The 23,956-nt window shown below is 69.9% G+C and carries 23 protein-coding genes; 15 read left to right on the top strand and 8 right to left on the bottom strand.

The features are described 5' to 3' along the window. Nucleotides 1-29 precede the first annotated feature (29 nt). The 5 genes from ON33_RS43595 to ON33_RS26770 all read left to right on the top strand — a co-directional run bounded on the left by ON33_RS43595 (nt 30) and on the right by ON33_RS26770 (nt 6,970). On the top strand, nt 30-1,571 hold the full coding sequence (locus tag ON33_RS43595; protein ID WP_040861853.1) for a hypothetical protein: 1,542 nt from the start codon (nt 30-32) through the stop codon (nt 1,569-1,571). Continuing rightward, nucleotides 1,568-2,677, top strand: a complete 1,110-nt coding sequence (locus ON33_RS26785) for a hypothetical protein (protein WP_040861852.1) — start codon at nt 1,568-1,570, stop codon at nt 2,675-2,677. The genes ON33_RS43595 and ON33_RS26785 overlap by 4 nt, the downstream gene beginning before the upstream one ends. Before the next feature lies 1 nt (nt 2,678). Next, complete coding sequence (locus ON33_RS26780) at nt 2,679-4,244, top strand: tetratricopeptide repeat protein (RefSeq protein ID WP_083869325.1); 1,566 nt, start codon at nt 2,679-2,681, stop codon at nt 4,242-4,244. After that, on the top strand, nt 4,241-5,536 hold the full coding sequence (locus tag ON33_RS26775; RefSeq protein ID WP_040861851.1) for a CHAT domain-containing protein: 1,296 nt from the start codon (nt 4,241-4,243) through the stop codon (nt 5,534-5,536). The genes ON33_RS26780 and ON33_RS26775 overlap by 4 nt, the downstream gene beginning before the upstream one ends. Nucleotides 5,537-5,647: 111 nt before the next feature. Beyond that, the gene (locus tag ON33_RS26770; protein WP_051152869.1) at nt 5,648-6,970 is read left to right on the top strand and encodes a serine hydrolase domain-containing protein; all 1,323 of its coding nucleotides are present in this window, start codon (nt 5,648-5,650) and stop codon (nt 6,968-6,970) included. Nucleotides 6,971-6,985: 15 nt separating this feature from the next. Here the strand turns inward: ON33_RS26770 and ON33_RS26765 are convergent, their stop codons facing one another. Continuing rightward, nucleotides 6,986-7,636: a double zinc ribbon domain-containing protein gene (locus ON33_RS26765; RefSeq protein ID WP_040861850.1), complete on the bottom strand. Its 651-nt coding sequence runs from the start codon at nt 7,634-7,636 to the stop codon at nt 6,986-6,988. A gap of 145 nt (nt 7,637-7,781) precedes the next feature. Further along, entirely contained in the window at nt 7,782-8,504 is a 723-nt protein-coding gene (locus ON33_RS26760) for an SDR family NAD(P)-dependent oxidoreductase (RefSeq protein WP_040861849.1), read from the bottom strand. A gap of 109 nt (nt 8,505-8,613) precedes the next feature. Here ON33_RS26760 and ON33_RS26755 point away from each other — a divergent pair, with 109 nt between their 5' ends. The 4 genes from ON33_RS26755 to ON33_RS26740 all read left to right on the top strand — a co-directional run bounded on the left by ON33_RS26755 (nt 8,614) and on the right by ON33_RS26740 (nt 10,644). Then, nucleotides 8,614-9,255 carry a TetR/AcrR family transcriptional regulator gene (locus ON33_RS26755; RefSeq protein WP_040861848.1) on the top strand — a complete coding sequence of 214 codons (642 nt, stop codon included), beginning with the start codon at nt 8,614-8,616 and terminating at the stop codon, nt 9,253-9,255. Nucleotides 9,256-9,331: 76 nt separating this feature from the next. Continuing rightward, a complete protein-coding gene (locus ON33_RS26750) occupies nt 9,332-9,643 on the top strand; it encodes a hypothetical protein (protein ID WP_218001517.1) in 312 nt (103 codons plus the stop codon). Nucleotides 9,644-9,725: 82 nt separating this feature from the next. Beyond that, on the top strand, nt 9,726-10,190 hold the full coding sequence (locus ON33_RS26745; RefSeq protein ID WP_040861847.1) for a hypothetical protein: 465 nt from the start codon (nt 9,726-9,728) through the stop codon (nt 10,188-10,190). Nucleotides 10,191-10,281: 91 nt separating this feature from the next. After that, nucleotides 10,282-10,644 carry a hypothetical protein gene (locus tag ON33_RS26740; protein WP_040861846.1) on the top strand — a complete coding sequence of 121 codons (363 nt, stop codon included), beginning with the start codon at nt 10,282-10,284 and terminating at the stop codon, nt 10,642-10,644. A gap of 323 nt (nt 10,645-10,967) precedes the next feature. On the opposite strand, the gene ON33_RS26735 is transcribed toward ON33_RS26740, so the two are convergent. The 3 genes from ON33_RS26735 to ON33_RS26725 are packed head-to-tail and all read right to left on the bottom strand — an operon-like array spanning nt 10,968 to nt 13,702. Continuing rightward, nucleotides 10,968-12,083 (bottom strand): alpha/beta fold hydrolase, encoded by a 1,116-nt coding sequence (locus ON33_RS26735; protein ID WP_157184747.1) that lies wholly within the window; start codon nt 12,081-12,083, stop codon nt 10,968-10,970. 42 nt (nt 12,084-12,125) lie between these two features. Continuing rightward, entirely contained in the window at nt 12,126-13,352 is a 1,227-nt protein-coding gene (locus ON33_RS44090) for an RNA polymerase sigma factor (protein WP_040861844.1), read from the bottom strand. Further along, nucleotides 13,349-13,702 carry a YciI family protein gene (locus tag ON33_RS26725; protein WP_040861843.1) on the bottom strand — a complete coding sequence of 118 codons (354 nt, stop codon included), beginning with the start codon at nt 13,700-13,702 and terminating at the stop codon, nt 13,349-13,351. The genes ON33_RS44090 and ON33_RS26725 overlap by 4 nt, the downstream gene beginning before the upstream one ends. 213 nt (nt 13,703-13,915) lie before the next feature. Between ON33_RS26725 and ON33_RS26720 the strand changes: the two genes are divergently transcribed. Both ON33_RS26720 and ON33_RS26715 read left to right on the top strand, forming a co-directional pair. Next, nucleotides 13,916-14,209, top strand: a complete 294-nt coding sequence (locus ON33_RS26720; protein ID WP_051152840.1) for a YciI family protein — start codon at nt 13,916-13,918, stop codon at nt 14,207-14,209. A gap of 135 nt (nt 14,210-14,344) precedes the next feature. Further along, nucleotides 14,345-16,741, top strand: coding sequence for a heavy metal translocating P-type ATPase (locus ON33_RS26715; RefSeq protein WP_040861842.1), 2,397 nt, complete (start codon nt 14,345-14,347; stop codon nt 16,739-16,741). A gap of 293 nt (nt 16,742-17,034) precedes the next feature. On the opposite strand, the gene ON33_RS26710 is transcribed toward ON33_RS26715, so the two are convergent. Beyond that, nucleotides 17,035-17,637 carry a GNAT family N-acetyltransferase gene (locus tag ON33_RS26710; protein WP_040861841.1) on the bottom strand — a complete coding sequence of 201 codons (603 nt, stop codon included), beginning with the start codon at nt 17,635-17,637 and terminating at the stop codon, nt 17,035-17,037. 37 nt (nt 17,638-17,674) lie between these two features. Between ON33_RS26710 and ON33_RS26705 the strand changes: the two genes are divergently transcribed. Continuing rightward, nucleotides 17,675-18,835, top strand: coding sequence for an alkaline phosphatase family protein (locus ON33_RS26705; RefSeq protein WP_051152839.1), 1,161 nt, complete (start codon nt 17,675-17,677; stop codon nt 18,833-18,835). A gap of 5 nt (nt 18,836-18,840) precedes the next feature. On the opposite strand, the gene ON33_RS26700 is transcribed toward ON33_RS26705, so the two are convergent. Continuing rightward, nucleotides 18,841-19,425: a TetR/AcrR family transcriptional regulator gene (locus ON33_RS26700; protein ID WP_040861839.1), complete on the bottom strand. Its 585-nt coding sequence runs from the start codon at nt 19,423-19,425 to the stop codon at nt 18,841-18,843. Further along, nucleotides 19,422-20,375 (bottom strand): patatin-like phospholipase family protein, encoded by a 954-nt coding sequence (locus ON33_RS26695; RefSeq protein ID WP_040861838.1) that lies wholly within the window; start codon nt 20,373-20,375, stop codon nt 19,422-19,424. Before ON33_RS26695 ends, ON33_RS26700 begins: the two co-directional genes overlap by 4 nt. 120 nt (nt 20,376-20,495) lie before the next feature. Here ON33_RS26695 and ON33_RS26690 point away from each other — a divergent pair, with 120 nt between their 5' ends. Genes ON33_RS26690 through ON33_RS26680 form a run of 3 tightly spaced genes read left to right on the top strand, consistent with a single transcriptional unit; the run spans nt 20,496 to nt 23,908 of the window. Further along, nucleotides 20,496-21,662 (top strand): acyl-CoA dehydrogenase family protein, encoded by a 1,167-nt coding sequence (locus ON33_RS26690; protein ID WP_040861837.1) that lies wholly within the window; start codon nt 20,496-20,498, stop codon nt 21,660-21,662. A 9-nt stretch (nt 21,663-21,671) separates the two neighbouring features. After that, nucleotides 21,672-22,796, top strand: a complete 1,125-nt coding sequence (locus tag ON33_RS26685) for an acyl-CoA dehydrogenase family protein (protein WP_040861836.1) — start codon at nt 21,672-21,674, stop codon at nt 22,794-22,796. After that, nucleotides 22,796-23,908 carry an alcohol dehydrogenase catalytic domain-containing protein gene (locus tag ON33_RS26680; protein ID WP_040861835.1) on the top strand — a complete coding sequence of 371 codons (1,113 nt, stop codon included), beginning with the start codon at nt 22,796-22,798 and terminating at the stop codon, nt 23,906-23,908. Before ON33_RS26685 ends, ON33_RS26680 begins: the two co-directional genes overlap by 1 nt. Nucleotides 23,909-23,956 lie beyond the last annotated feature (48 nt).

Genomic DNA, 23,956 nt, shown 5'->3' with positions numbered 1-23,956 from the left:
AACCTGGGCGAATGCGAAGACCGCGGGCCATGGTGCTGGATGAGGTGTGGCGCCGCCTCGACGGTGTCGAACCCTTGAGCGGACCACACGGCGGACCCCTGCGCCGGACCGTCAAGCTGATTTTGGATCCGCTGGTCATCCGCCCGGTTCAGCACCCGCAGTGCGCGGGCTCCATGCTCACGGCCGACGGAGCGGTGTTGCTGGCCACCCGGATTCACGCCGCCGCCGATGTGCTGCGCGCCACCGCGGCCTGGTTCACCTTGCTCAAGCAGACCCGGCGCGGCCTGCGGATCACCGAGGGCAATGCCCAGGATCTCTACTTCCAGCGCTGTTTCGAACTGGCCACTGCGTCGGGCGTCCCGGACCCGGTCGGCGACCGGGCCGCCGCGGAATCCGCGCTGCGCGAGATCCACGGGCTCGCCGCCGGCCGCACCACCCAGGCGCTCAAGGAGTACCTGTCCGAGCCGGCCCGGGTGGGCGAGCTGACCGCACTGATCCAGACCGCCTGGGTACGGCGCCCGCTGACCGAGGTGCCCGACCATGCCGAACTGCTTGCCGGACTCCTGGAGGTCTGCGCCGCAACCAGACTCGACGGCGCCGGTGACGGCGATCTCGGCACCGTCATCGACGCGTATGTCGGCACCCACACCGGAATCCGGCTGTGGCTCAACGAAATCGGTTGTACTGCACAGGAATTCGGCCTGACTCTGTACCCCTTGCCGCTCCCGCCGCAGGTCGGTTTCTCGGCCTCCACCGCCACCCTGGGCCTGCCGTTCGACCGCACGATTCTCGAGCGCGTCTTCACCGTGCTGCAGGCGTCCGGCGAACGCGCGGACCTGCCCGCGATCCCGGAACTCGTTGCCGCCGAGGTCGCCCGGGCCTGCGCGCCCTGGGCGCTGCTGGACGAATCGCTGCGGCTGGCCGCCGCCGCGGGCGCCGCCCTGGCCGTCGACCTCCGTCCGCTCGGCGTCACGCCGCCCCACCGCTCCGGCCCGGACGGTGACGCCACGCCACGCCGGAATTCGCCTCACACGCTCGCCGCGGCGGGTCTGCTGGGCGCAACCGCCGGGCTGCTCGGCGGCTCCGCAGGATTGCTCGGCAGCACGACCGGACTGGCGACCACCGCGGCCGGAATCACCGGCGCCGTCCCCGGATTGACCAGTGCCGCAGCCGGTCTGACGCGGTCGACAGCACCGGACGGCATTCCAGAGGAGCCCGCGCGAATCGGCGGTGGGGGTGCGGCGGCGCGGTTGATCAACAGTCGGTGGCAGCGCGAGGCGTATGTGCTGCAGGCGCGGCGGATGGCGGTGCGGGTGGACGCGGCCGACGGGCCGCTGGGCGCGATCGCGGCGGATCTGCGGGTGCCCTGGCGTTCGTATCTGCGCAGGTTGTGGGCGCGGCTGCACGGACGGGACGTGCGGGAGTTCCCCGTCTACGCGGCCGACGAGCTCTGGGATCTGCTGGACGGCGTGGCGCGGTCGGTGATCCTGGACCACCGCATGCGAGTGAAGCGGGCGCTGGCCGCCACCGCGGCGGCCGAACCCGGCGAGCAGGAATCGAGGGCCGGATGACGAATTCGAGGGTCACGATCCACCGATATCCCGACGGGCTGCGCGGCATCGTCCCGGTCGGCCATCCGGCCGCCCTGCACGCCGCACCCGGGCCCGACTCCATGGTGCTCGAGGTCCTCGGCGGCCATCTTCTCTGGAGTGTGCTTGCCGAACAGGAACTTCCGGCCGCGCTCATCGACGAGGTCGACGCCGCGCAGGAATGGGTGTGGGCGCTCTACGGCGAAGACGTCGCGCTGGCTCTCGATTCCGTGCGCCCGGGCGGGCCGGTGGCGGTGGGCGACGGTGCGCCCGCGGCCGTCGAGGGTGAACCTCCGGCGGAGGTGCCCGCCGCGCCCGTGCTCCGGTCGACGGCCGTGAGTGCGCGCCGGCTCGCCTACGCGCACTGGGCCTCTCGGTGGTGGCCCGCCTCCACCCTGGACGGCATCGCCGAGCTCGATCCGGCGCTCCTCGACCGCGATATCGCGCTGCTGACCGAGGAGTGCGAACTGGTGGTGGACGGCGCGGACGCGCTCGCACCACTCGTCGCCGCTCACATCGAAACCACATTGCGCGCTTCGGATTACGCGCTCGCCGCCGGTGACGAGGCCCGGCCCGGCAGCGCGCTGGTGCTGGCTCGCGGCACCGGCGGGTGGGATTGGCGCAGCTGTCCGCCCGGGCTGGTCGACGCCTCCGAATCCGCGGTGTCCTGGGAACTCGTCCGAGATGCCGGAGCCACCAGTGTGGCGATCGCGGTGGCGGCGCACCCGGGACTGCCCGACGCGGTGCCGGCCCACCTGCGGCCCTGGGCCCGCATCGACACCGGCCGCGGCGAGCTCGACACCGAACTGCGGGCCGCCGACGACACCTGGATCGGCGAATCCGTGCTGTCCGCGCCGGCGTCCACCGTCCGGGTCGCCATTCACGTCCCCGGGTTCGGACCGGACTCCGAGGCCGGCCCGGGTGCGGCCGGGGAACCCACGGCGGATGCCGCCGCCCTGCGCCGCCGGATCCGCGACTTCGCGGCCGGGCGGCTCCGCGCGGCGGCCGCACCGGGCATCGACGATTCCGGGCCGTTCGCGCCATTGCTCGCCGAAATCGCGGCCGCGGCAGGGGATTCGGACTTCTGAGATGCCGAATGACAACTCCGGCGGCGACACCGCCGAACCGTCGGGGATACCTGCTCCGGCCGCTGGCGAGACCGTGAACGGGGAGAGCCCACTGCTCCGCGCGGGAGCCGAAGCGGTCGCCCGCGGCGAATTGCGGGAGGCGCTGCGAATTTTCGAGCGGGCCGTCGAGGCCGAGACCGGAGATCTGCGGCTGTGCGCCCTGGTGGACGTGGCGGTGGTGACCGACCGGCTGGGAGATCACGCGACAGCGGTGGAGCGGTTCGGTGCGGCGCTGGGAGAGATGTCTTCCGACGCGCCCCGGATGTATCCGGGCGGGTTGATCGGGTTGTCGCAGGCATTGCAGCATCTCGGGGATCTGGACGGGGCGCAGGAAGCCCTGGAACAGGCTCGGACCGCCCTGGGTCGGGAGGGCGCGCCGGGGGATCTGCGGCTGGCCTGCCTGGTGTCCTCGACGGCGGTCGCGATGCACCGGCAGCAGTGGTGGCGGGCGCTGGACCTGGCGGGCGAATCACTGGACGCGGCACGGCGTTTCGGGCCCGAGCGGGCAGGGCATCCGCTGATGAACCTGGCCGCCGCGCATTTCGAGACCGGCCGGTGGGAGCTGGCACAGGATTTCGCGGGGCAGGCCCTGGCCGCGTTCGAGGCGGTCGACGACACTGCCGGGATCGCCGAGACGCGGCAGAACCTGGCGCTGATGTACACGCGCACCGGGTCTTTCGACGATGCGGAACCGCTGCTGGCCGCCGCGCAGGAGTATTTCGAGGTGGCCGGGGCGGCGCATCGCGCCGGAATCGGGCTCAAGGTCATGGGGTTCATCGCCGAGCAGCGCGGACAGCAGGAGACGGCCCGGTCCCGGTACCGCGAGGCGCTGCGGCGATTCGAGGAATCGCGGGCCGTGATCGACGCCGCGGATGTCCGACTTCGCCTGGCCGCCGCCGCATTTGCCTCGGGACAGTTCGAGGACGGAGAGTCCGAACTGGCGGCCGCGCGGGCCGTCTACGCCGCCCGTGGCCTCGGCCTGCACTGTGCCCAGCTCGACTACTGGCATGCGGGTCTGCTGGAGCCGCTGGTGACGCAGGTGCCCGGATTGCTCGCGCGGGCAGTGGATCTGGCGATTCCGGCGGCGCTGGCGCTCGATGCCGTCCGGTACGAGCTCCCCGACGGCGCGCAGCGCGATTCGTGGAACCGTCGCATCGTGAATCCCGCGTTGCGGCTCGCCTTCCGCTACTCCTATCTGGCCGGTGATGCCCGGCTGGTCGCCGATCTCATCGAAAATCAATGTGCGGGAACAATTGTGGACATCAGTAAGCTGTCGGACGAACCACCCCCGCCGCTCGATCTGTTTCAGCCCTTCGAACCGCCGTCGGAGTCGGCCGCCGGCGTCCAGGACGCACTGCAACTCGGCACCGCGCTCGCCGCGGTGGCGGCCGGCGCGGGCCTGCCGGTCAGCCCGCCGCCGCGGGTGTCCGTTCCTCCGGACGGGCATATCGCGCTGTCCGCCTGGCTGGCGGCCGCCGAACAGCGCTACGGCCGTCGCGTCCGCACCGAGCGGGTGATCACCGCATGACCCCGACCGTCTTTGTCCGCATTGCCGATGCGGGCGACCTCTACCTGACCTGGCGGTGGGCCGACGAGAGCGCGCCCGGCGGCGTCGGCGTGGTGCCGCAGGAGCAGGTCGAGGCAGCCGTGGCCCGCTTCGCGGCGGCACTGCCCGCGCCTGGGGTGGCCGGTGGGCTCGAATCCGCCCTCACCACCGGCGAACTGGCCTCCTACACGGTGGAAAACACGCTGGCCCAATATCTCTCATCCACCTTTCTCCCCTACAACCTGGCGGTTCAGCTGCACGAGCTCTATTCGCGGGGCGTGCGGCCGCACATCCGGATTCAGCCCTCGCCGCGCACGGCGCAGGTGCCATGGGAGCTCATCGCCCCCGATCCGGCGGTGCGGCTGGTGGAGATCGCCGACGTGAGCGTGCTCGCGCCCACCGGCATCGTGCGCGCGCCCGCCCGGGTGACGCGGTCGTGGGCGCAGACCAGGAACCTGCCGGTCGTCGCCATCCTCGATCCACGGGTGCCGGGCTTCCGGGCCGACTCCGCGCTGGGATCGGTGCTCGGGCGGATGGATTCGGCCGCGCCGCTCGCCGAACTGGTCGCCGCGCACGCCGCCGCCGATCGGCTGAGCCCGGCCGTCGGTGACCCGCTCGCGGCCTTCCGGCGCACCGATCTCGACCGGGGCTGGCTCAGCCGGACTCTGCACGCGGGCGCGGCCCGGCTGCTCTACGTCGGTCACGTCACCGCCGCGGCGCCCGAATCCGGCCGCAGCGAATCGGCCACCCTGCATCTGTCGTGCACCGCCGCCAGTCAGGGCTGCGCACCGGCCTATCGTGACCACCGTCCGCTCTCGGCCCGCGACCTGCTGCTCGGCACCCACGCGCTCACTGACGGTGCGGGCCATGACTATTCGGGCAACGGGAACGGGGCGAGCCCGCGCACCGGGCCCGAGATCTGGCCGATTCCGAGCCGGGTCGCGCTGATCGCCTGCGAGAGCGGCGGCGATCTCCGCTTCGCCGAGCCCCTCGGTCTCGTCGCGGCCATGCTCACCGGCGGCGCGGAAGTGGTGACGGCCGGACGCTGGCCACTGCCCACCGATCTCGCCTTCCAGCGCTTCGCCGGCACACCCGCCACCACGCATCCCTTCCAGGAAGCGGTGTGCGCCATCGACGCCGCCCACGAATCGCCCGATCCCGTCGTCGCTCTCAACGAGTGGCAGCGCGCGCACCTGACCGCCTGGCGGACCACCGGCGAGATCCAGCACTCCCCGCTGATCTGGGCCGCCTTCGCCACCGTCGACTCCCGCTGAACCGAGCGAGCCCCCAGAACTATCGCCCCAGGAATTGACGGGTCACGAAAAGATAACGGCCCCAACGGCGCTCCGATGAAGCTCCACGAGAGATCGGGAGTGGAGGGCGATATGGCGAGAATCGTGACGAGCATCGTGGTGGCGACACTGGCGATCGCCCTGGCCCTGATCGCCGGGCCCGCCGGCCGTGCCGAACCGGACGGCCTCCGGCACTGCGAGGTCAGTTCCGGCCGGCAACCCGAGACCGCGACACCCGAAGCGGTGGGGCTGGATTCGGCCGCACTGCGGCAGGCCGTCGACTTCGCCTCCGACCCGACCCGATTCACCGTCCAGGTGTTCCGCAACAACTGCCTGATCGCCGGCGGGCCCACCAACCAGCGGGCGGGCGGTGTCGCCTGGAATCTGTGGAGCGGCACCAAGAGCGTGGTATCCCTGGTCGCCGGCATCGCCGTCGACGAACACAAACTGCGCGTGGACGATCCGATCGGCGACTATCTGCCCGCCGGGCTCGGGGACGACGCGCATCGTGCGATCACCGTGCGCAGCCTGCTCACCGAGACCTCCGGCATGGAGGTCGCCATCGCCTCCGAGGGCGTCACCGGGCTGGTCCGGCTCGACCCGAACGTGGTGGCGCAGGCACTGGCCATGCCCATCCAGCATCCGCAGGGCGAGACCTGGCAGTACAGTCAGCGGGCCGTGGACCTGCTGGTCTATGTCATCCAGCAGGCCGTGGGCGAGGACTTCCAGGCGTACGCGCAGCGAAACCTCTTCGACCCGTTGGGCATCCAGAAGTCCGACTACCTGTGGGCGCGCGACCGCAGCGGCAACACCTACGGCCACGCCCACCTGGTACTGCCGCCCGACGACTACGCCAAGCTCGGTCTGCTGCTGGTGAACCGCGGCAACTGGCATGGCCGCCAGGTGATCTCCACCGGCTACCTGGCCCAGGCCACGACGCCGAACGACGTCAATCCCTGCTACGGCTTCCTGATCACCGTCAACGGCCCGGATTGCGAGGACCTGTTCCCCGGCCTGCCGAAGGACGCCCTCCAAATGGCCGGGATGATGCGCCAGGACAACTTCATCGTCCCGAGCCTGGGACTGCTGGTCAGCTGGACCGGTGTCACGGTTCCCGGTGGCGCGGTGAGCTTTCCACACGATGTGCTGCGCGGGCTCACCAGCGCGTTCCGCACTCCGAGCCTGGCCGACCCGGGACCGTACGTCCCGAAGCCGGATACCAGCCTCGCCGATCCGATGTTCCTGAACCCGGACGCGACGCTGTCCGCCCTGGGCCTGGGCCCGATGGCGTATCCGGGTTGTGGTGTCCTGGAATGTCTCGGCAAACCGTTGTACCCGCCGTTCGGCGACTGGCCGCCCGGCTGCTTCATCCTCGGATGCGCCGGCCCGGACCCCGCCACGCCGGGTATCCGCTGACCGGGTGAACGGGACCTATTGGGGCTGGCCGCAGTTGGCGCAGAAGGCCGCGCCCACCTGGACCTGGTGGCCGCAACCCCGGCAATTCGATTGCAGGGACAGGGCGGTGCCACAGGTAGAGCAGAACTTGCCGCCGGTGGTGTGCGCGCCACAGGTCGGGCAGGACACCCGGGCCGGGGTGGCCATATCGTGCTGCGACACCCAGTCCTGCTGGTAGGCGGCCTCACGGATCTGCGAGCCGCGGGCCTCGGCCTGCGCCTGGGCGATCTGGTGGGCCACCTGCGGCGAGCAGTTGGCGCACTGGCCGACCTGCTCGTTCCAGCACACCGAGTGGCAGACCCAGCGGCCGCAGCCGCCGCACAGCCGGAAGTCGTTGCGCACCTGCTCGACCGCGCGTGCGAACGCCTTGTCCTTGGTGCTGGAGGAGGAGCCGCCCCAGTGGTTGGAGTAGCTCTCCGCGGCATTGGAGATCTTGTCGATGGCGCGCACCTGATCGCCGAAGAGATCGCGCAGCGCACGCAGCGCACCCCGGCCGCGGGAGAAGTAGTTCTGCTCGAACGGCGACTTGTACGTGGTGCTGCAGCGATCACAGCAGAACTCCCACTGGAATCCGTCGTCGTTGGATTCGTCGTGGTAAGAGCTGGTGAAGACGACCGGACCGGTCATGGTCGAGTTATTCCTTTGCGGCTGAGCGGAACTCTGTGAACGGACGCGCCCGGAGCCCCCCGGACCGTGTTTCGTCACGGTTCTTATCGTATGACTCGGCTCGCCCGCAACACATCCCACGAATCTCCCGCTGCCGGTGCGCGGGTCACGCGGTGAAGCCGACCTCCTCCTCGGTCCGTTCACGCCGCGTGTACATCTCCCAATACCGGTCACCCAGTTCGGTATTGCTCATGCGCGCGATGTCGAGTCCCGCCGGAACCAGCTCCGGATGCTCGTCGACGATCCGCTCGGCCGCGCTGTCGCCGATCAGCACCCCGATGTTCAGCAACCCGACATACACGCCGGTGTCGCGCAGCTCCTCGGCCAGCTGCAGCAGGTAGCCGCGCTGAGCCGCCAGGGCGACGCCGAAGTTCGACAGATAGGGCAGCACAACGTTCGGTGAGGAGCCCGACGAGAACAGCAGCGCGCCTGCCCCACGCTCGACCATGCCGGGGACCAGGGCGCGGGTGACGAGCATGGGGGAGTGCAGCTTCAGGGCCATGGGCACGCTCAGGTCCGGGACGTCCAGGGCCAGGGTGGACGGGATGCGGTCGGCCATCTCGGCGGCAGCGCCGTGCAGGGCGACGTCGATCTCGCCGAAGGTCTGCCGGATGGTCGCGATCGCGGCGGCGATCTGCGCCGAGTCGGTCACGTCGGCGGGAAAGGCCGCCGCCTCGATGCCCTCGGCCTTCAGGTCGGCGACATGCTGTTCGGCCTTGTCGGGTTTGCGGCCGATGACGGCCACCCGGAAGCCCTCCCGGCCGAAACGCCGGGCGACGCCCATGCCCAGGCCGGGACCGAATCCGAAGATCGCGATGGTCTTGCTCATGCTCGTTCCTTACTAAGTTGAGCAATAGTTCAAGTTACGTGTTCGACGCTAACACGAACTTGAACCTATGCTCAACTTAAATCCGATGCCCGATTTGTAGGATCGGCGAATGCCCGCGCAGAAACCCCTCCGCCTCGACGCCCGCCGCAATCGCGACGCGCTGGTGACCGCGGCGCGTGAGGTCTTCGCCGAACGCGGGCTCGACGCGCCGCTCAAGGAGATCGCCGCCCGCGCGGGCGTGGCCATCGGCACGCTCTACAACCGGTTTCCGACCCGGGACGATCTGATCGCGGCGGCCGTCGAGGATCGCGTCCAGGCGGGCGGGCGCATCGCGGAAGAGGCGCTGGCCCTTGACGATCCGTGGGAATCGTTCGTATATCTCGTCGAAAAGGTCTGCGAATTACAGGCTTACGACCGGTTGCTCAACGAACTCGCGCTGCGGGCCGCGCCGAGTCCGGAGATCGCGGCACAGCGCGATCGCGGGCACGCCATCATGCGTGAAATCATCACGCGCGCACAGGATGCCGGAGTGCTGCGTGCGGACTGGGCGCTGGAGGACATCGCCTTCATCACCTGGTCGCATACCCGGGTGGTGGAGCAGACCGCGGGCATCGCACCCGAGGCGTGGCGGCGCAATCTCGCACTCATGCTGGACGGGCTGCGCGCGGAAGCCGCTCACCCGCTGCCGGTTCCGCCGATCAGCGAGCAGCAGCTGAACCGGTCGCTGGCGGCCGATCCGGACCGCGACTGACCGGCCCCGCCAAAGCGGTGGAATCGGCTCCGGTTACCGTCGGGGGGATAGTTCGTTCGCTTTGGAGGTAGTGACAATGGCAGGGATTCCCGCGGTACCGACCTCGCTGCTGGTGGCCGGCGGCCTCACCGGCGGCTTCGCGCTCGCCCAGGCCACGCAGAAGCGTCAGCTCGGTGGCGCCGTGTTCGCGGCGGGCACGGCGGCCGCCTTCCCGCGCTGGCGCAAGACGGTCGGCACCGGTGGCGCGGCCGCGCTGACCGGGCTCGCAGTCGGCGCGATGGGGGCCTCGCACCCGCTGGCCAAGAAGATCGGCGCCTGGCCGTCGGTCGCGGTCGTCTCCGGCGTGGTTGCGGCGGTCGCCTGGGCCGCGGTGGACCGTCGCGCCTGATTCATCCGCCGGTCCTCCGGCGTGTTTCGAACCGTAAGGTTTGAACGCGTGCCGGGGGACCGGAAGCGCAATACCGTGGAGTATGCGCACATTCGTTCATCTGCTGCTGTTCGCCGCCGCCATCGCGGTGGCGGTCGGGGTTTTCGGTCCGCTGGTCGGCACGGTCGACGCGCGGAATGTCCAGTTCTCCGATCTGCGCGAGGGATTCGCCTCGGGCCGGACACTGGACCAGATCGGAGCGCAATCAGGGTCCTTCGTGACCTCCCTGGCCATCGGGCTGCTCGGCGTGGCGGCCGTGCTGCTGCTCGCCGCACTGGTCGGGTCCCGGACCCTCGGCTGGCTCGCGGTCCTCGTCGGTCTGGCCGGACTGGGCGTGCTGACCTGGCGGCTCGACCAGAATTTCGATCACGAGCTGCGCACCGACTATCGGCATCTGCTCAGCGGCGCCTGGGGCCTGTACCTCGTCGGCGGCGGACTCGTGCTGTCGCTCCTCCTCCTGCTGGTCCCTCGCGAGCGTCGGTTGCCGCCGTCCGGCCCCGGTCTCTGATCTCGTAATCCCCTGTCGGCCTTCACAGTTCGATCACCTACCGAACCAGCGCGTAACCCGGCGTCGTATCCAGGGCGAACGAGGAGGTTCGATGTACACCAACAACACCCTGAGCGCCGTCCGGAAGCCGCTGACCTGTCTGGTCGCCGCTGGAGCGCTGTTCGCCACCGCCGCCGGCCTCGCGGCGGCGGAACCGCCCGGCTCGACCATCTCGGGCGGCGCGGGCTCGGGATCCCACCCGCTCAGCGCACCCCACACCGTCATCACCTATTCGATCGACCCCAACGGCTACCAGTACGACTACGTCCAGGTGGCTCCCCAACCGGCTACTCCCGCCCCGGCCACCGCCAACCGCCTCGGCGACGGCGGCTCCACCCGCACCTGGGTCCCCACGGCCCGGCCCGACGGCACCGGCTGGACGGTCTGCGCCCCGCTCTCCACCATCTGCAAATAGTCCCGCACCCGCTCGCCTTCGCGCCGATTCGTCACTGCCGCAGTGAATTCCGATTTATTACCGGCCGAGCAGGTGAATGAGCGTGCGCAGCTGCGCACTGTAGTAATCCTCGAATTCCGGTGAGCCGGGCTGCCTTCCAGTCGCTTTTCCTGCCGCGTTCGTCGTCATCCTGCAGCGGCGTCTGCCCCTGGACGGTGCCCCGGCGGCCGGGGCGTCAGCTTTCGCGGTGACCTTCGTGTGGGTACTCGCAGCCTCCACCCTGGCGGTGGTGCCGACAGCGATGATGGCGCTGCTCGAACGCCGGGCGCGGCGCGGCCGGCGGTTCAGCGGCGGGCGTCCAGCCAATTGCCCAGGGTGTCGAGGGCGGTGGCATCGATGGGCTGGAAGTCGTCGTGGAGGACGTCGGGGGTGAGGCCGAGGGAATGGCCGAGGTTCGAGAACACGTGCAGGGTGTGGTCGGGATTGCCGGCGGAGGCGAGCGCCGCGTCCAGGGTGGAGGATCCGGCGGGAGAGACGTTGGCATCCTGGGCGCCCTGCAGGATCAATACCGGCGCAGTCAGTTTCGGGGCCTGTTCGACGAGGCTGGGGAGGGCTCGGGCCGGGGCATAGATCTCGTAGAGGCCCCCGGGGCGCATGGCCGACTCCAGATAGAACTGGTAGTCGGGGCGGAATTCGAGGTTCACGTCCAGCTTGCCGTCGCTGTTCAGGTCCCAGGTGGGGCGGACGGTGAAGTCGCCGCTGTCGGGGTCCACGCAGGCGAAGCGGACAGCGAGTTTCGCCATCCGGCCGCCGTCGCCGTGGAAGGCGCGTGCCAGTTCCTCGGGTCCCAGCAGTCCGTTCACGGCGAAACGTGACAGGTACGGCGCGTAGACCTTTTCGCCCTGGTAGCCGAAGGTCACCCGCCACGGGAGGGCCACCGGGCCCTGGAAGATGGTCCCGGCCAGTTCCGGATGGGTGGTCGCGAGAGCCGCCGCGATCGTGCTGCCCTCGCTCCAGCCGTAGACGAAGACATGGTGCGGGTCGACGTGCGAATCCTGTTCGGCGGCACGCAGCACCTGGTCGGCATCGTCGCGCATGCCGTCCAGGTCCAGCTTGGACCGGTAGCCGGCAGCGTCGACGTCACCGGGCCCGTGCACGTAGCGCTTGTTGTAGCGCATCACCGCGTAGCCGCGGCTGGTCAGGTCGTCCGCGATATCGAGGAAGATGTGGGACCCGGACGCCTGGTCGGCATCGAGATCCTCGGGGCCCGAGCCCGGAATCAGCACCACCAGAGGCGCATTGCGCGCGCCCGCCGGGAAGTCGAGCTCACCCGACCCGGTGAAATCCCCGAACTGAAAGGTGAAGGATTCGTGTTCGACCGTGGGCGCCGCCGCGGCCACGCCGCCGGTGCCAAGTACCAGCGCGATCGCCCCCAGTGCCACTGCCCCGCGGATCCGCATGAGCGGCAATCTAACTGTCCGCACGCGCCACGGCAATCCGATTCAGCGGTCGAGTTCGTGCAGGCGGGAGGTGAGAAAGTCCGTTTCGACCGTGTTCCCGGCGAGCAGCAGGGCCTCCTGGTAGGCCAGCCGGGCCTCGTCGAATCTGCTCAGGCGGGTGAGGAATTCGGCGCGGGCGGCGGGCAGGTAGTGGTAGGCGGTGAGCTGGGGTTCGGTGGCCAAGCGGTCGAGTTCGTCCAGGCCGCGTTGCGGGCCGTGGGCGTGGCCCAGGGCGACGGCGCGATTGAGGGCGACGACAGGGGAGGGCCAGATGGCGATGAGATGGTCGTAGAGGCCGGCGATCTCGTGCCAGTCGGTGGCGTCGAAGGCGGGTGCCTCGGCGTGGACGGCGGCAATGGCCGCCATGAGCGGGAAGCGGCCCGGCGCGCGGCCGCGTAAGGACTTGCGCACCAACGCTATTCCCTCCGAGATGGCGCGACGGTCCCAGCGGGCGCGGTCCTGCTCGGCCAGCGGCAGGAACCGTCCGGTCTCGTCGGTGCGGGTGCCGCGGCGCGCATCGGTGAGCAGCAGCAGCGCGTGCAGGCCCGCCACATCCGGGTCGTTGGGCAGCAGCAGGCGCAGCATGCGGCCCAGATCGAGGGCGCGTTCCACCAGTTCGGGACGGACCAGGTCGGCGCCGGCCGGGGCGGTGTGGCCGGTGGTGAACAGCAAGTGCAGCACGGTCAGCACCGCGTCGACACGGTCCGGCAGTTCCTCGTCGGACGGGAGTCGGTAGGGGATGTGCGCCTCGGCGATCTTCTTCTTGGCCCGCGTGATCCGCGCCGCCATGGTCGGCTCCGGCACCAGGAAGGCGCGCGCGATCTCCGGGGTCGACAGGCCACACAGCAGGCGCAGCGTCAGCGCCACCCGCGCCTCCATCGACAGGGCCGGGTGGCAGCAGATGAAGATGAGCCGCAGCCGATCGTCGGCCACCGAGTCCGAATCGGCCGGGGCCCGGTCCTCCACCAGCAGCGGGATCGAACGCTCGAACGCGATATCGCGGCGCAGGGCGTCCAGGGCGCGCCGCCGGGCCACCGTGGTCAGCCAGGCGCCGGGGCGCTCCGGGATCCCGGACTCCGGCCAGGTCTGCAGAGCCTGCGTGAACGCCTCCTGGACAGCCTCTTCCGCGAGATCGATGTCGCGGGTCACCCGCACGGTCGCCGCCAGCACGAAACCCCACTCGCGCCGGTGCGCCTCGGCGACCGCGGCGGCCACCTCCGGCGTGGTCACGGCTCTTCGTGCGGATGGATCGGGCGGACCTCGATGCCGCCGAACGGCGACGGCACGTCCGCGGCGATCCGGATGGCCTCGTCCAGGTCGGCCGCCTCGACCAGGTAGTAGCCGCCCAGCACCTCTTTCGTCTCGGCGAACACGCCGTCGGTGATGACCGGGCGGCCGTGCTCGTCGTGGCGGACGATGGTCGCGGTCGAGGTCGGGCGCAGCCGGTTGCCGCCGCGCAGCCGGTCGGCGTGGGCAGCCATGAACTCGAGGTGCCCGGCCAGGGTGCGCTCCCGGACCGCCGGGTCGGTGGCCAGCCAGGCCTGTTCGTCGTGGTGGATCAGCAGCAGGTATTCGGGCATGTCACCACTCTCCCTTCACTGGGACGGATCGCACGGCGCCATTGCCGTGTCTCTCGGGACGTCGTTGTCACTTCTCCCGTCGTTCGGGATCGCCGCGAAATCGACAGCGGCCCGAAAAGAGATTCTCGGCCCCGATTGTCGATTCGGGTCAGCGGCCGCGCGACGGAATCACGAGTCGGCCGACCGGGCCGTCCGAACGACAGGAGAACCACCATGTCCACCTACATCCTCACCTTCCGCAACGACCCCGCCCGCACCCCCACCCCCGAGCAGGAAAAGCTGTGGGCCGACTGGTTCGCCGAGCTCGGCGAGCGGGTCACGGATTTCGGCAATCGGGTGGGCCGCGCGGTCATGGTGGGCGACGACCCCGCCGCTCCCGACCAGCTCTCCGGGTATGTCGCCGTCGAGGCCGACGACCTCGACTCGGCGGTGAAACTCGCCTCCGGCTGCCCGGGCCTCACCTACGGCGGCCGCGTGGAGGTCGGCGAACCCGTTCCCATGTCCTGACGCGGTGTTCCCGGGCCCGCACCGCGCCGGGCCCGGAGCCTCCCCGACGGCCATACCCCGCACCGGATCGCTGCGGATTACCCCTGTGGGGTATATCGTCGAGGGTGGCGAGGCCCGTCGGCGGAGGAGTGCGACATGGATCGGCAGAGCGAGCAGCGGACCGCGGTCCTGGACGTCCGGGGCCTGCACTGGGCCAGCCAGCAGACCGTGGTGAAGTCGGTCCTCGGCCGCCGCGCGGGCGTCCTCACCGTCGACCCCAACCCCGTCTCCCAAACCGCCACTGTCACCTTCGACCCGGCCCGCACCTCCGTCGCCGACCTCCGCACCTGGATCCGGGAATGCGGCCTGCACTGCGCCGGCCAATCCGTCCCCAGTCACGTCTGCGACCCCCTCGCCGAACCCGCGGCGGCCATGGACCATGCGGCGCAAGCGGATTCGGACCATGCGGCACAGACGGCCATGGACCACGACGTGCACGCCGGCATGGATCACGCCGGGATGGCGGGGACGGCCGGGATGGAGCATGCGATGGGGCACGGCGGGCACGGGGAAATGTCCATGGCGGACATGGCCGTCGATATGCGGAATCGGTTCCTGGTTGCGGCCGTGTTCTCGGTGCTGGTGATGCTGTGGTCGCCGATGGCGACCGAGATGTTCGGGTGGCATCTGCCGGTGCCGTTCGGAATGCGTTCGGACATCTGGGAATTGATCCTCAGTCTGCCGGTGATCTGCTACTCGGCGACCATCTTCTTCACCGGGGCATGGACGGCGCTGAAGGCGCGGACGCTGGACATGATGGTGCTGGTCGCGGTCGGCATCGGGGCTGGATGGCTGTACTCCCTTGCCATTACGCTGACCGGCGGCGGGGAGGTGTTCTACGAGGCCTCCACCATGCTGGCGACCTTCGTGCTGCTCGGCCACTGGTTCGAGATGCGGGCGCGGGGCGGGGCCAATGACGCGATTCGCACCCTGCTGGATCTGGCGCCGCCGCGGGCGGTGGTGATCCGGGACGGACAGGAGGTCGAAATACCCACGGCCGACGTGAAAGTTGGCGATCTACTGCTGGTGCGCCCCGGCTCGAAGATCGCGGTGGACGGCGTGGTCGAGGACGGGGCAGGTGAGGTCGACGAGTCCATGGTGACCGGGGAGAGCCTGCCGGTGCACAAGGAGCCGGGCTCGGCGGTGATCGGCGCGACCCTCAACGAGAACGGCACGCTGCGGGTGCGCGCCACCAGGATCGGCGCGGACACCGCGCTGGCGCAGATCGTGAATCTGGTGCAGCAGGCCCAGAATTCGAAGGCGCCCGGCCAGCGCTTGGCCGACCGCGCGGCCTTCTGGCTGGTGCTGGTCGCTCTGATCGGCGGTGCGCTCACCCTCGCGGTGTGGCTGCTGGCGGGCGCGACCTTCGCCAAGGCCATCCTGTTCGCCATCACCGTCGTGGTCATCACCTGCCCGGACGCCCTCGGCCTGGCGACCCCGACCGCCATCATGGTCGGCACCGGCCTGGGCGCGAAACGCGGTGTGCTGTTCAAGAACGCGATGGCGCTGGAGAGTTCGGCGCGCATCCGGACCGTGGTGCTGGACAAGACCGGCACCCTCACCAAGGGCGAGCCGGAGGTCACCGAAATCGTCAGCGGCCCTGGTATTTCCGAGACCGATCTGCTATCTCTGCTGGCCGCCGTGGAACGTGAATCCGAGCATCCGCTGGCCGACGCCGTGGTCCGCTACGCCAAGGAGCACGGCCCCACCGACGCTCGCGCGGTGGACTTCGAGAACGTCCCCGGCCACGGCGCGATCGCCACCGTGGACGGCCGCCGCGTGGTCATCGGCAATCGCCGCCTGCTCGACCGCGAGGGCATCGACCTGGGCGAGCTGGCGGCGGCCCGCGACCGGGTTGCGGGTGCGGGCCGGACCGCGGTGCTGGCCGCCGTCGACGGCAAGCCGGCCGCCGTCATCGGCATTGCCGACGCCCCGCGCGAGAGTTCCGCCACAGCCGTTGCGGACCTGCACGATATGGGCGTCGAGGTGGTGATGCTGACCGGCGACAACCAGGCGACAGCCGAGCGCATCGCCGCCGAACTCGGCATCGACACCGTCATCGCCGAGGTGCTGCCCGGCGACAAGGCCGCCAAGATCGTCGAATTGCAGTCCGCCGGAAGGAAAGTCGCCATGGTCGGCGACGGTGTCAACGACGCCCCCGCCCTGGCCCAGGCGGATCTCGGCGTCGCCATCGGCGCCGGCACCGACGTCGCCATCGAGACCGCCGACGTGGTGCTCATGCGCTCCGACCCGCTGGACGTGCCCACCGCCCTGCGTATCGGCCGCGGCACACTGCGCAAGATGCATCAGAACCTGGCCTGGGCGGTCGGCTACAACAGCCTGGCTCTGCCCATCGCGGCCGGTGTCTTCGAGCCCGCCTTCGGTTTCACGCTCCGCCCGGAGATCGCCGCCATGTCCATGTCGGGGTCCAGCATCATCGTGGCTTTGAACGCGCTGTCCCTGAAGCGTCTGCGCCTGCCCGAACGGGATTGAGCCGCACCCGATTCCCCTGTGCGCCGCATTACACCCGGCCGGCACCGTGAGTCGATGCATGATGCTGGCGGTCGACCGACGTTAATACAGTGGGTCTGCAACATGTACCCGGCCCGAAAGATTTGGAATCATGCCTATCGTCAATCTCGGTTCCGCCGCCCTCGACCTGGCCAACAGCGTGACCGCGCTCGCCGCCAACGTCACCTACCTGCTCGAGGCGTGGGGCCTGGCCTGATTCGCCCGCAACGCGAAAACCGCCTCCCCGGAGACGGTTTTCGCGTATCGGGACCCGGTTACGCGGGATGGCCGCGGTGCTCGGCCCATTCGCGGGCGAGGATGGACATGACGGTGGCGTCGATCCACTGGTCGCCATAGCGGAGGGATTCGCGGAGGATGCCCTCGGGGCGGAAGCCGGCCTTCTCGTAGGCGCGGCGGGCGCGGGGGTTGAAGGCATAGACCTCCAGGGAGATTCGGTGCAGGGCGAGTTTTTCGAAGCCGTAGCCGACGATGAGGCGGGTCGCCTCGGTGCCGAGGCCGCGGCCCTGGCCGGCCGGGCCGATCAGGATGCGGAAGTTGCAGCCGGCATTGCCCGGATCCCACTGGTTGAGGACCGCTTCGCCCACGCAGTGGCCGGTGGCGATGTCGACGATGGCCAGGTCCAGGCGGTCGGTCTGGGCTGCGCGGGTGGCGTACCAGTCGCTCAGTCGCTGTCGTTCGGCCGGATCCTCCGGCGCGGTGTCGGTGGTCTCGTCGTGGACGCTGCCGGTGAGCCGGCGGACGTCGGGATCGCGCAGTGCCGCCACGATCGCGTCGAGGTCGTCGGAAAAGAACGGCCGCAGGATCACTTTCGAGCCGGTCAGGGTGGGCTTGATCGAGAAGTCGGCGGTATCGAACACCGGTGAATTATCGCGCCGAGATCAATAGAGTCGGCGCATGGCCAGTCCACTACCGGGGGTGACGCCGCCCGCGCTCGCCGACCTCCTGCCGTCCGTCGCCGCGTCCTTCGGCCTCGACCAGCGCAATCCGCTGGGTCTCGCGCCCAATCGGGACGTGGTGGTGCTGCTGATCGACGGGCTGGGCGCGGAACTCCTCGCCCGCCACCGCGATATCGCGCCCACCCTGGCCGCGCACGTCCGCACGACCCTCACGGCCGGATTTCCCGCCACCACCGCGACCAGCCTGGCGAGCCTCGCCCTCGGCGCGCCCTGCGCGACCCACGGCATCATCGGTTACAGCTTCGCCCTGCCCGGTCCCGACCGTCCCCGCCTGCTGAACGCGTTGCGCTGGAATCTCGACAGCGCGACCGGCGAGGACGCCCGCGACACCTACCCGCCGGAATCGGTGCAGCAGCACGCCAGCCGCCTCGAGGACCTCGCCGCCGATGGGGTCGAACTGCACTATGTGACGCCCGGCTACCAGCGCACCTCGGGCCTGACCCGGGCCGCTTTCCGCGCGCCGGGCATCCTGCACCCGGCCGTCACCCTCGACGAGTTGCGCGCCGGAATACTCGCTGTCGCACAGCATTCCGGCACGTCGTCCCGTTTCGCCTACGCCTATTTCCCCGATCTCGACGCCAACGGTCATCTCTACGGACCCGAATCACCGCAGTGGCTGGCGGTTCTCGGCGACATCGACGCCTGCCTCGCCGGCCTGTTCGCCGAACTCCCCTCCACCTGCACGGTGCTGATCACCGGCGATCACGGAATGATCCACGCGGACACCGTCATCGACCTGGACGCGCTGCCCGCACTGCACCGCGACGTCCAGCTGATCGGCGGCGAGGCGCGGGTCCGGCACGTCTATCTCGGCCGCCCCGAGGCGCTGGCGGACGCCCGATCAGCTTGGGCTGCTGAACTTTCCCCACACGCGACGGTCGTGACCCGCGAGCAGGCGCTCGACGAGCACTGGTTCGGGCCGACCCCGCCCACCGCGGTGATCGCCACCCGCATCGGTGATCTCATCGCCGTCGCCGAGGGCAACGCGGTTCTGGTCCGCCCCGCCCTCGAGCCCCTGGAGTCCGCCCTCGTCGGCCACCACGGCGCCCGCACCCCGGCCGAGCAACTCGTCCCCCTCATCGCCACCGGGCCGCTGTGAGGCACTCAGGCGCGCAGTAGCGCGGTCTGGACCTTGCGCAGGCGGTCCACGTCGCCGCGGAAGCCGGCCACGGCATCGTTGTAGAGGAACGCTTCCCACAGTCGGACCAAGGCGTAGGACAGGGTGTCGCGCTCGATGGGAGGCACGTAGCCCTCCGATTCGGCGCGTTCGATGAACCGCTCGACCAGGGCCACCGCCGATTGGTGCACGATCCCGTCACCGCGGGTGACCAGGCTCAGGGCCGCGGTGGACTCGTTGTCGAAATACGAACGCAGCGCGTCGTTCTCGACGATCAGATCGATGGTGCGGTTGAGCGTCGCGGTCAGCCGCTCGCCACCCGACCCGCGGGAACGGCGATCGGCATGGGCCACGACCTTCTCCAGCTGCCGCGCCACGGCCGCGCCGAGCAGGCCGTCCCGGGACCCGAACCAGCGGTAGATACTGGCCCGGCCCACTCCCAGCTGGGCGGCAATGGCATTGACGTCCACCCGTTTTCCGCTCAGGAATACTGCGATGGCGGCCTCGAGCACGTCGTCCCGGCTGGCCGAGGCGGGCCGGCCCGGTGCTCTGGTTCCCTCCGCGCGCGTCACGCGGACAGCTTAGGGGCCAGATATGCCGACAGGGCGCCGGCGGTGGCCGCGCGTCCCAGGGTGAGGGCCTGCTGGAGGACCCCCGGATCGCGGTCGACACGGCCGATGTCGGGTGCGTCATGCGGCGGTCGGATCTGCAGCACGGCCGGATCGGAGCCGAAATCCCGCTCGTCGCTGTGGTGCCGCGCGACCCGATCGAGCCACGGCCCGACCGTTCCCGGCGCGTGCCGGGACAGGAAGCGGGCGACCACCCGCGATTCCAGACTCGAAGGAGGACACATGGTTTCGCCGTCACGGCGGGTGCGCAGCACCAGGACGCGGGTCGCGCCCTGCGCCAATGCCGTGCGCACCGGGACGGATTCGGAGAGCCCGGCATCGACGTAACGGCGCGCTCCGATCGTCACCGGCCGCCCGGCCAGGATCGGCAGGCAGGTCGAGGCGCGCAGCGCCGCCTGTACCGAGCCCACATCGCTGAGTTCCGGATGCAGATCGACGGCCGCGCCGGTGTCTGCGTCGGTGGCCATGGGGTGGAAGGTGATCGAATTCGCCAGGATCGCAGGGAAATCCATCGGCACGATGCGCTCGTACACGGTGTGCACCAGGTACTCGGTGTCGACCACACGGCCGCCGCGCAGGGCCCGGGCGGGATTGATCACGCGATTGATCACCTCGGGATTCCAGGCCCGCCGCGAATCCATCGCGCGCCCGCACAGCAGCCAGGCGGCGTTCAGCGCGCCCGCCGACGCCCCGTACACCGCGTCGAAGCAGGGCAGTACGCCCAGTTCCTCGATGGCCATGGCCATGCCGTGGGAATACGCGCCGCGCGACGAGCCGCCCTCGATGACCAGGGCCAGGCGGTGCGAGTCGGTGCGCTGCCCGGGTGCGCTGCCCTCGCGATGCCGGCGGGCGATGAGCTCGCCGACGCCGAGTGTGCGGTCGTGGTCGGGCACGGATGGCTCCCTTCGGGATTGGCGTGGACGTTCGAGTATACAACCCTATTTGAGACATCTATCTCTCTGTGTATCATATCCGGCGATGGCAGGTGCAGCCATGAAACTGGAGGTCAACGCATGCAACTAGCGCTCACCGACGACGAGCTCGCCTTCCGCGACGAGCTGCGCGCGTTCTATCGGAGCGAGATCCCGGCCGAGATCCGCAACCGGCAGCGGCACGGCCAGGAACTGAGCAAGGACGACATCGTCACCACCCAGCGCATCCTCAACGCGCACGGGCTCGCCACTCCGAACTGGCCGGTGGAATGGGGCGGCAAGGACTGGACCCCCATCCAGCGCCATATCTGGCACGACGAGATGCAGCTGGCCTCGGTGCCCGAACCGCTCACCTTCAATGCCAATATGATCGGCCCGGTCATCGCGCACTTCGGCTCCCAGGAGCTCAAGGAACGCTTCCTGCCGCCCACCGCCAACCTCGACATCTGGTGGTGCCAGGGCTTTTCCGAGCCCGAGGCGGGCTCGGACCTGGCCTCGCTGCGCACCGTCGCGGTCCGCGACGGCGACAGCTACGTGATCAACGGGCAGAAGACCTGGACCACCGCCGCGCAGTCCGCCGACTGGATGTTCTGCCTGGCCCGCACCAACCCGGACGCGCCCAAGAAGCAGGCCGGCATCTCCATGCTGCTGTTCCCCCTCGACACCCCGGGCGTGACCGTGCGGCCGATCAAGCTCATCGACGGCGGCCACGAGGTCAACGAGGTCTTCCTGGAAAACGTCCGGGTGCCCGCGAATCAGCTGGTCGGCGAGGAGAATCAGGGCTGGACCTACGCCAAGTTCCTGCTCGGCAACGAGCGCACCGGCATCGCCGCGGTCGGCCAGACCAAGGTGAAGCTGTGGCTGGCCAAGGAATACGCGAAGCAGACCCGGCTCGGCGAGCAGACCCTGCTCGAGGACCCGCTCTTCGCCACCCGCCTCGCCGAGCTCGAAAACGAGCTGCTCGCACTGGAACTGGTGCAGCTGCGGGTCGCCGCCGGCTCGTCCGACGGCAAACCCAACCCGGTCTCCTCGATCCTGAAGCTGCGCGGCACCGAACTGCAGCAGGCCGTCACCGAGCTGCTGGTCGACGTCGCCGGACCGGATTCGGTGGCGCGCGAGGACGAAACGCACCCCGACTGGGCCCGCCGCAGCACCGCCACCTATCTGAACTACCGCAAGACATCGATCTACGGAGGATCCAACGAGGTGCAGCGCGGCATCATCGCCTCGACGATCCTCGGACTGTGAGGCAGCGCAATGGATTTCGATCTCACCCCCGAACAGGACATGCTGCGCGACACCGTGCGTGACGTGCTGTCCCGCGGCTACGCCCCCGAACGCCGCAACGCCGTCATCGGCACCGATCTCGGCTGGGACGCCGCCCTCTGGTCCACCTTCGCCGAAATCGGGCTGCTCGGATTGACCTTCGCCGAGGAAGATGGCGGCATGGGCGCCGGACCCATCGAGGCCATGCTCGTCATGACCGAGATCGGCCGAGCCCTGGCCCCCGAACCCGTGCTCGACTGCGCGCTGCTGCCCGGCTGGCTCATCTCCGCCGTCGGCAGCGACGCCCAGCGCAAGGACCTGGTGCCGCGCATCGCCGAGGGCGAACTCAAACTCGCCTTCGCGCACGGCGAACCGGGACTGCGGTGGCCGTCGGACGAGACCGCCACCCAGGCGGTGTGGCAGGAAGGAGGCTGGCGCCTCACCGGCCGCAAACACCCTGTCTCGCATGGTGATTGCGCCGACCTGCTCATCGTGAGCGCCGCCCTCGACAACGGCGTCGGGCTGTTCCTGGTCGACCCCGCCCAACCCGGCGTGCGTCGCGCCGCCTACGCCACCCACGACGGACTGCGCGGCGCGGACATCGAATTCGAGGCCGTCACGGCCGAACCGCTCGGCGAACCGGCCGACGCCCGCCCCGCCATCCAGGCCGCCCTGGCCGGCGCGCAGGCCGCGCTGTGCGCCGAAGCCGTCGGCGCGATGGAGGAGGCGCTGCGGCTCACCGCGGAATACCTGAAGACCCGCAAGCAGTTCGGCGTTCCGCTGCGCACCTTCCAGACGCTGACCCAGCGCGCCGCCGACATGTACGTGTCGCTGGAACTGGCCCGCGGCATGAGCATGTACGCGTCCATGTCACTCGCAGACGGCATCGTCGACCCGGTCGTGGCCTCCCGCGCCAAACTGCGGATCGGGCGCTCCGCCAGGCACATCGGGCAGGAAGCCATCCAGCTGCACGGCGGCATCGGCATGACCGACGAATACCCCGTCGGCCACTACACCGCGCGGCTCACCGCCATCGAGCACACCCTCGGCGACTCCACCGACCACCTGCGCTACCTCGGCGGCTGTGTAGCCGACTATCAGATGGTCGAAATCTGATGCACATTCGCGGCGCGGTCCTGGAGGAGATCGGACGCGAGCGGCCCTACGCCGACTCCCGGCCGATCAGCGTGTGCGACCTCGAGCTCGGCGATCCCGGACCCACCGAGGTGCTGGTCGCCATCGAGGCTGCCGGGCTCTGCCACTCGGATCTCAGCGTGGTGGACGGCAATCGGCCCCGGCCGCTGCCCATGCTGCTCGGCCACGAGGCCGCGGGCACCGTGGTCGCGGTCGGTGAACGGGTCGCCGACCTGCTCATCGGGCAGCGGGTCGTCATGTCCTTCCTGCCGCGCTGCGAGGATTGCGACGCGTGCGCGCGGGACGGGCAACTGCCCTGCACCGCGGGCACCGCCGCCAATACCGCCGGTGAACTGCTGCACCACCCCGGGCACCTGTCGCGCGGCGGCGACCGGGTGCGGCATCACCTGGGAGTCTCCGGATTCGCCACGCACGCCGTGGTGGACCGGGCCTCACTGGTGCCGGTCGGCAACTCGGTGCCGCCCGAGATCGCGGCGCTGTTCGGGTGCGCGGTGCTGACCGGCGGCGGGGCCGTACTGAACGCCGCCGACCCGCGTCCGGAGGACAGCCTCATGGTGGTCGGGCTCGGCGGAGTCGGCATGGCGGCGTTGCTGACCGCGAAAGCCATCGGCGTGGAGCGGCTCATCGCGGTGGACCGAATGGTCGACAAGCTCGCCATGGCCGAGGAACTCGGCGCCACCGAGACCTACACGCCCGAGCAGATCGCCCGCGAAAATATCCGGGCACGGTACGTGGTCGAATGCGCCGGGCATCCCGCCGCGTTCGAAACCGCCTACCAGGCAACAGAACCCGGCGGCACCACGATCACCGTCGGTCTGCCCGGGCCGAATTCGACGGCGACCCTGCCGCCGCTGAGTATCACCGCCGAAGCCCGCACGATTGTCGGCAGCTACCTGGGTTCCGCCGTTCCGGCCCGCGACATTCCGCGCTACGAACACATGTGGCGCGCGGGCCGGCTCCCGGTCGAGAAATTGATTTCCGCGCGCATCGGGATCGAGGAAATCAATGCGGCGATGGATCTGCTGGCTGACGGAAAAGCCGTCCGTCAAATCATTATGTTCGACCATTCCTGACCACGAGAATGGCTGCGCCGCACCGAAAATCAATGGATTTCCCCGGTG

It is taken from the genome of Nocardia niigatensis NBRC 100131, assembly GCF_000308655.1.
Taxonomy (GTDB): Bacteria; Actinomycetota; Actinomycetes; order Mycobacteriales; family Mycobacteriaceae; genus Nocardia; species Nocardia niigatensis.
This window is presented reverse-complemented; position numbering and strand designations above follow the sequence as displayed.

What these genes read in the sequence shown, in the direction of transcription:
- ON33_RS26775 (WP_040861851.1), top strand. Translation starts at nt 4,241, where the DNA reads ATGACCCCGACCGTCTTTGTCCGCATTGCCGATGCGGGCGACCTCTAC.
- ON33_RS26720 (WP_051152840.1), top strand. Translation starts at nt 13,916, where the DNA reads ATGTCCACCTACATCCTCACCTTCCGCAACGACCCCGCCCGCACCCCC.
- ON33_RS26685 (WP_040861836.1), top strand. Translation starts at nt 21,672, where the DNA reads ATGGATTTCGATCTCACCCCCGAACAGGACATGCTGCGCGACACCGTG.
- ON33_RS26705 (WP_051152839.1), top strand. Translation starts at nt 17,675, where the DNA reads ATGGCCAGTCCACTACCGGGGGTGACGCCGCCCGCGCTCGCCGACCTC.
- ON33_RS26690 (WP_040861837.1), top strand. Translation starts at nt 20,496, where the DNA reads ATGCAACTAGCGCTCACCGACGACGAGCTCGCCTTCCGCGACGAGCTG.
- ON33_RS26765 (WP_040861850.1), bottom strand. Translation starts at nt 7,636, where the DNA reads ATGACCGGTCCGGTCGTCTTCACCAGCTCTTACCACGACGAATCCAAC.
- ON33_RS26785 (WP_040861852.1), top strand. Translation starts at nt 1,568, where the DNA reads ATGACGAATTCGAGGGTCACGATCCACCGATATCCCGACGGGCTGCGC.
- ON33_RS43595 (WP_040861853.1), top strand. Translation starts at nt 30, where the DNA reads ATGGTGCTGGATGAGGTGTGGCGCCGCCTCGACGGTGTCGAACCCTTG.
- ON33_RS26745 (WP_040861847.1), top strand. Translation starts at nt 9,726, where the DNA reads ATGCGCACATTCGTTCATCTGCTGCTGTTCGCCGCCGCCATCGCGGTG.
- ON33_RS26680 (WP_040861835.1), top strand. Translation starts at nt 22,796, where the DNA reads ATGCACATTCGCGGCGCGGTCCTGGAGGAGATCGGACGCGAGCGGCCC.
- ON33_RS26770 (WP_051152869.1), top strand. Translation starts at nt 5,648, where the DNA reads ATGGCGAGAATCGTGACGAGCATCGTGGTGGCGACACTGGCGATCGCC.
- ON33_RS26760 (WP_040861849.1), bottom strand. Translation starts at nt 8,504, where the DNA reads ATGAGCAAGACCATCGCGATCTTCGGATTCGGTCCCGGCCTGGGCATG.
- ON33_RS26740 (WP_040861846.1), top strand. Translation starts at nt 10,282, where the DNA reads ATGTACACCAACAACACCCTGAGCGCCGTCCGGAAGCCGCTGACCTGT.
- ON33_RS26735 (WP_157184747.1), bottom strand. Translation starts at nt 12,083, where the DNA reads ATGCGGATCCGCGGGGCAGTGGCACTGGGGGCGATCGCGCTGGTACTT.
- ON33_RS26780 (WP_083869325.1), top strand. Translation starts at nt 2,679, where the DNA reads ATGCCGAATGACAACTCCGGCGGCGACACCGCCGAACCGTCGGGGATA.
- ON33_RS26715 (WP_040861842.1), top strand. Translation starts at nt 14,345, where the DNA reads ATGGATCGGCAGAGCGAGCAGCGGACCGCGGTCCTGGACGTCCGGGGC.
- ON33_RS26725 (WP_040861843.1), bottom strand. Translation starts at nt 13,702, where the DNA reads ATGCCCGAATACCTGCTGCTGATCCACCACGACGAACAGGCCTGGCTG.
- ON33_RS26755 (WP_040861848.1), top strand. Translation starts at nt 8,614, where the DNA reads ATGCCCGCGCAGAAACCCCTCCGCCTCGACGCCCGCCGCAATCGCGAC.
- ON33_RS26750 (WP_218001517.1), top strand. Translation starts at nt 9,332, where the DNA reads ATGGCAGGGATTCCCGCGGTACCGACCTCGCTGCTGGTGGCCGGCGGC.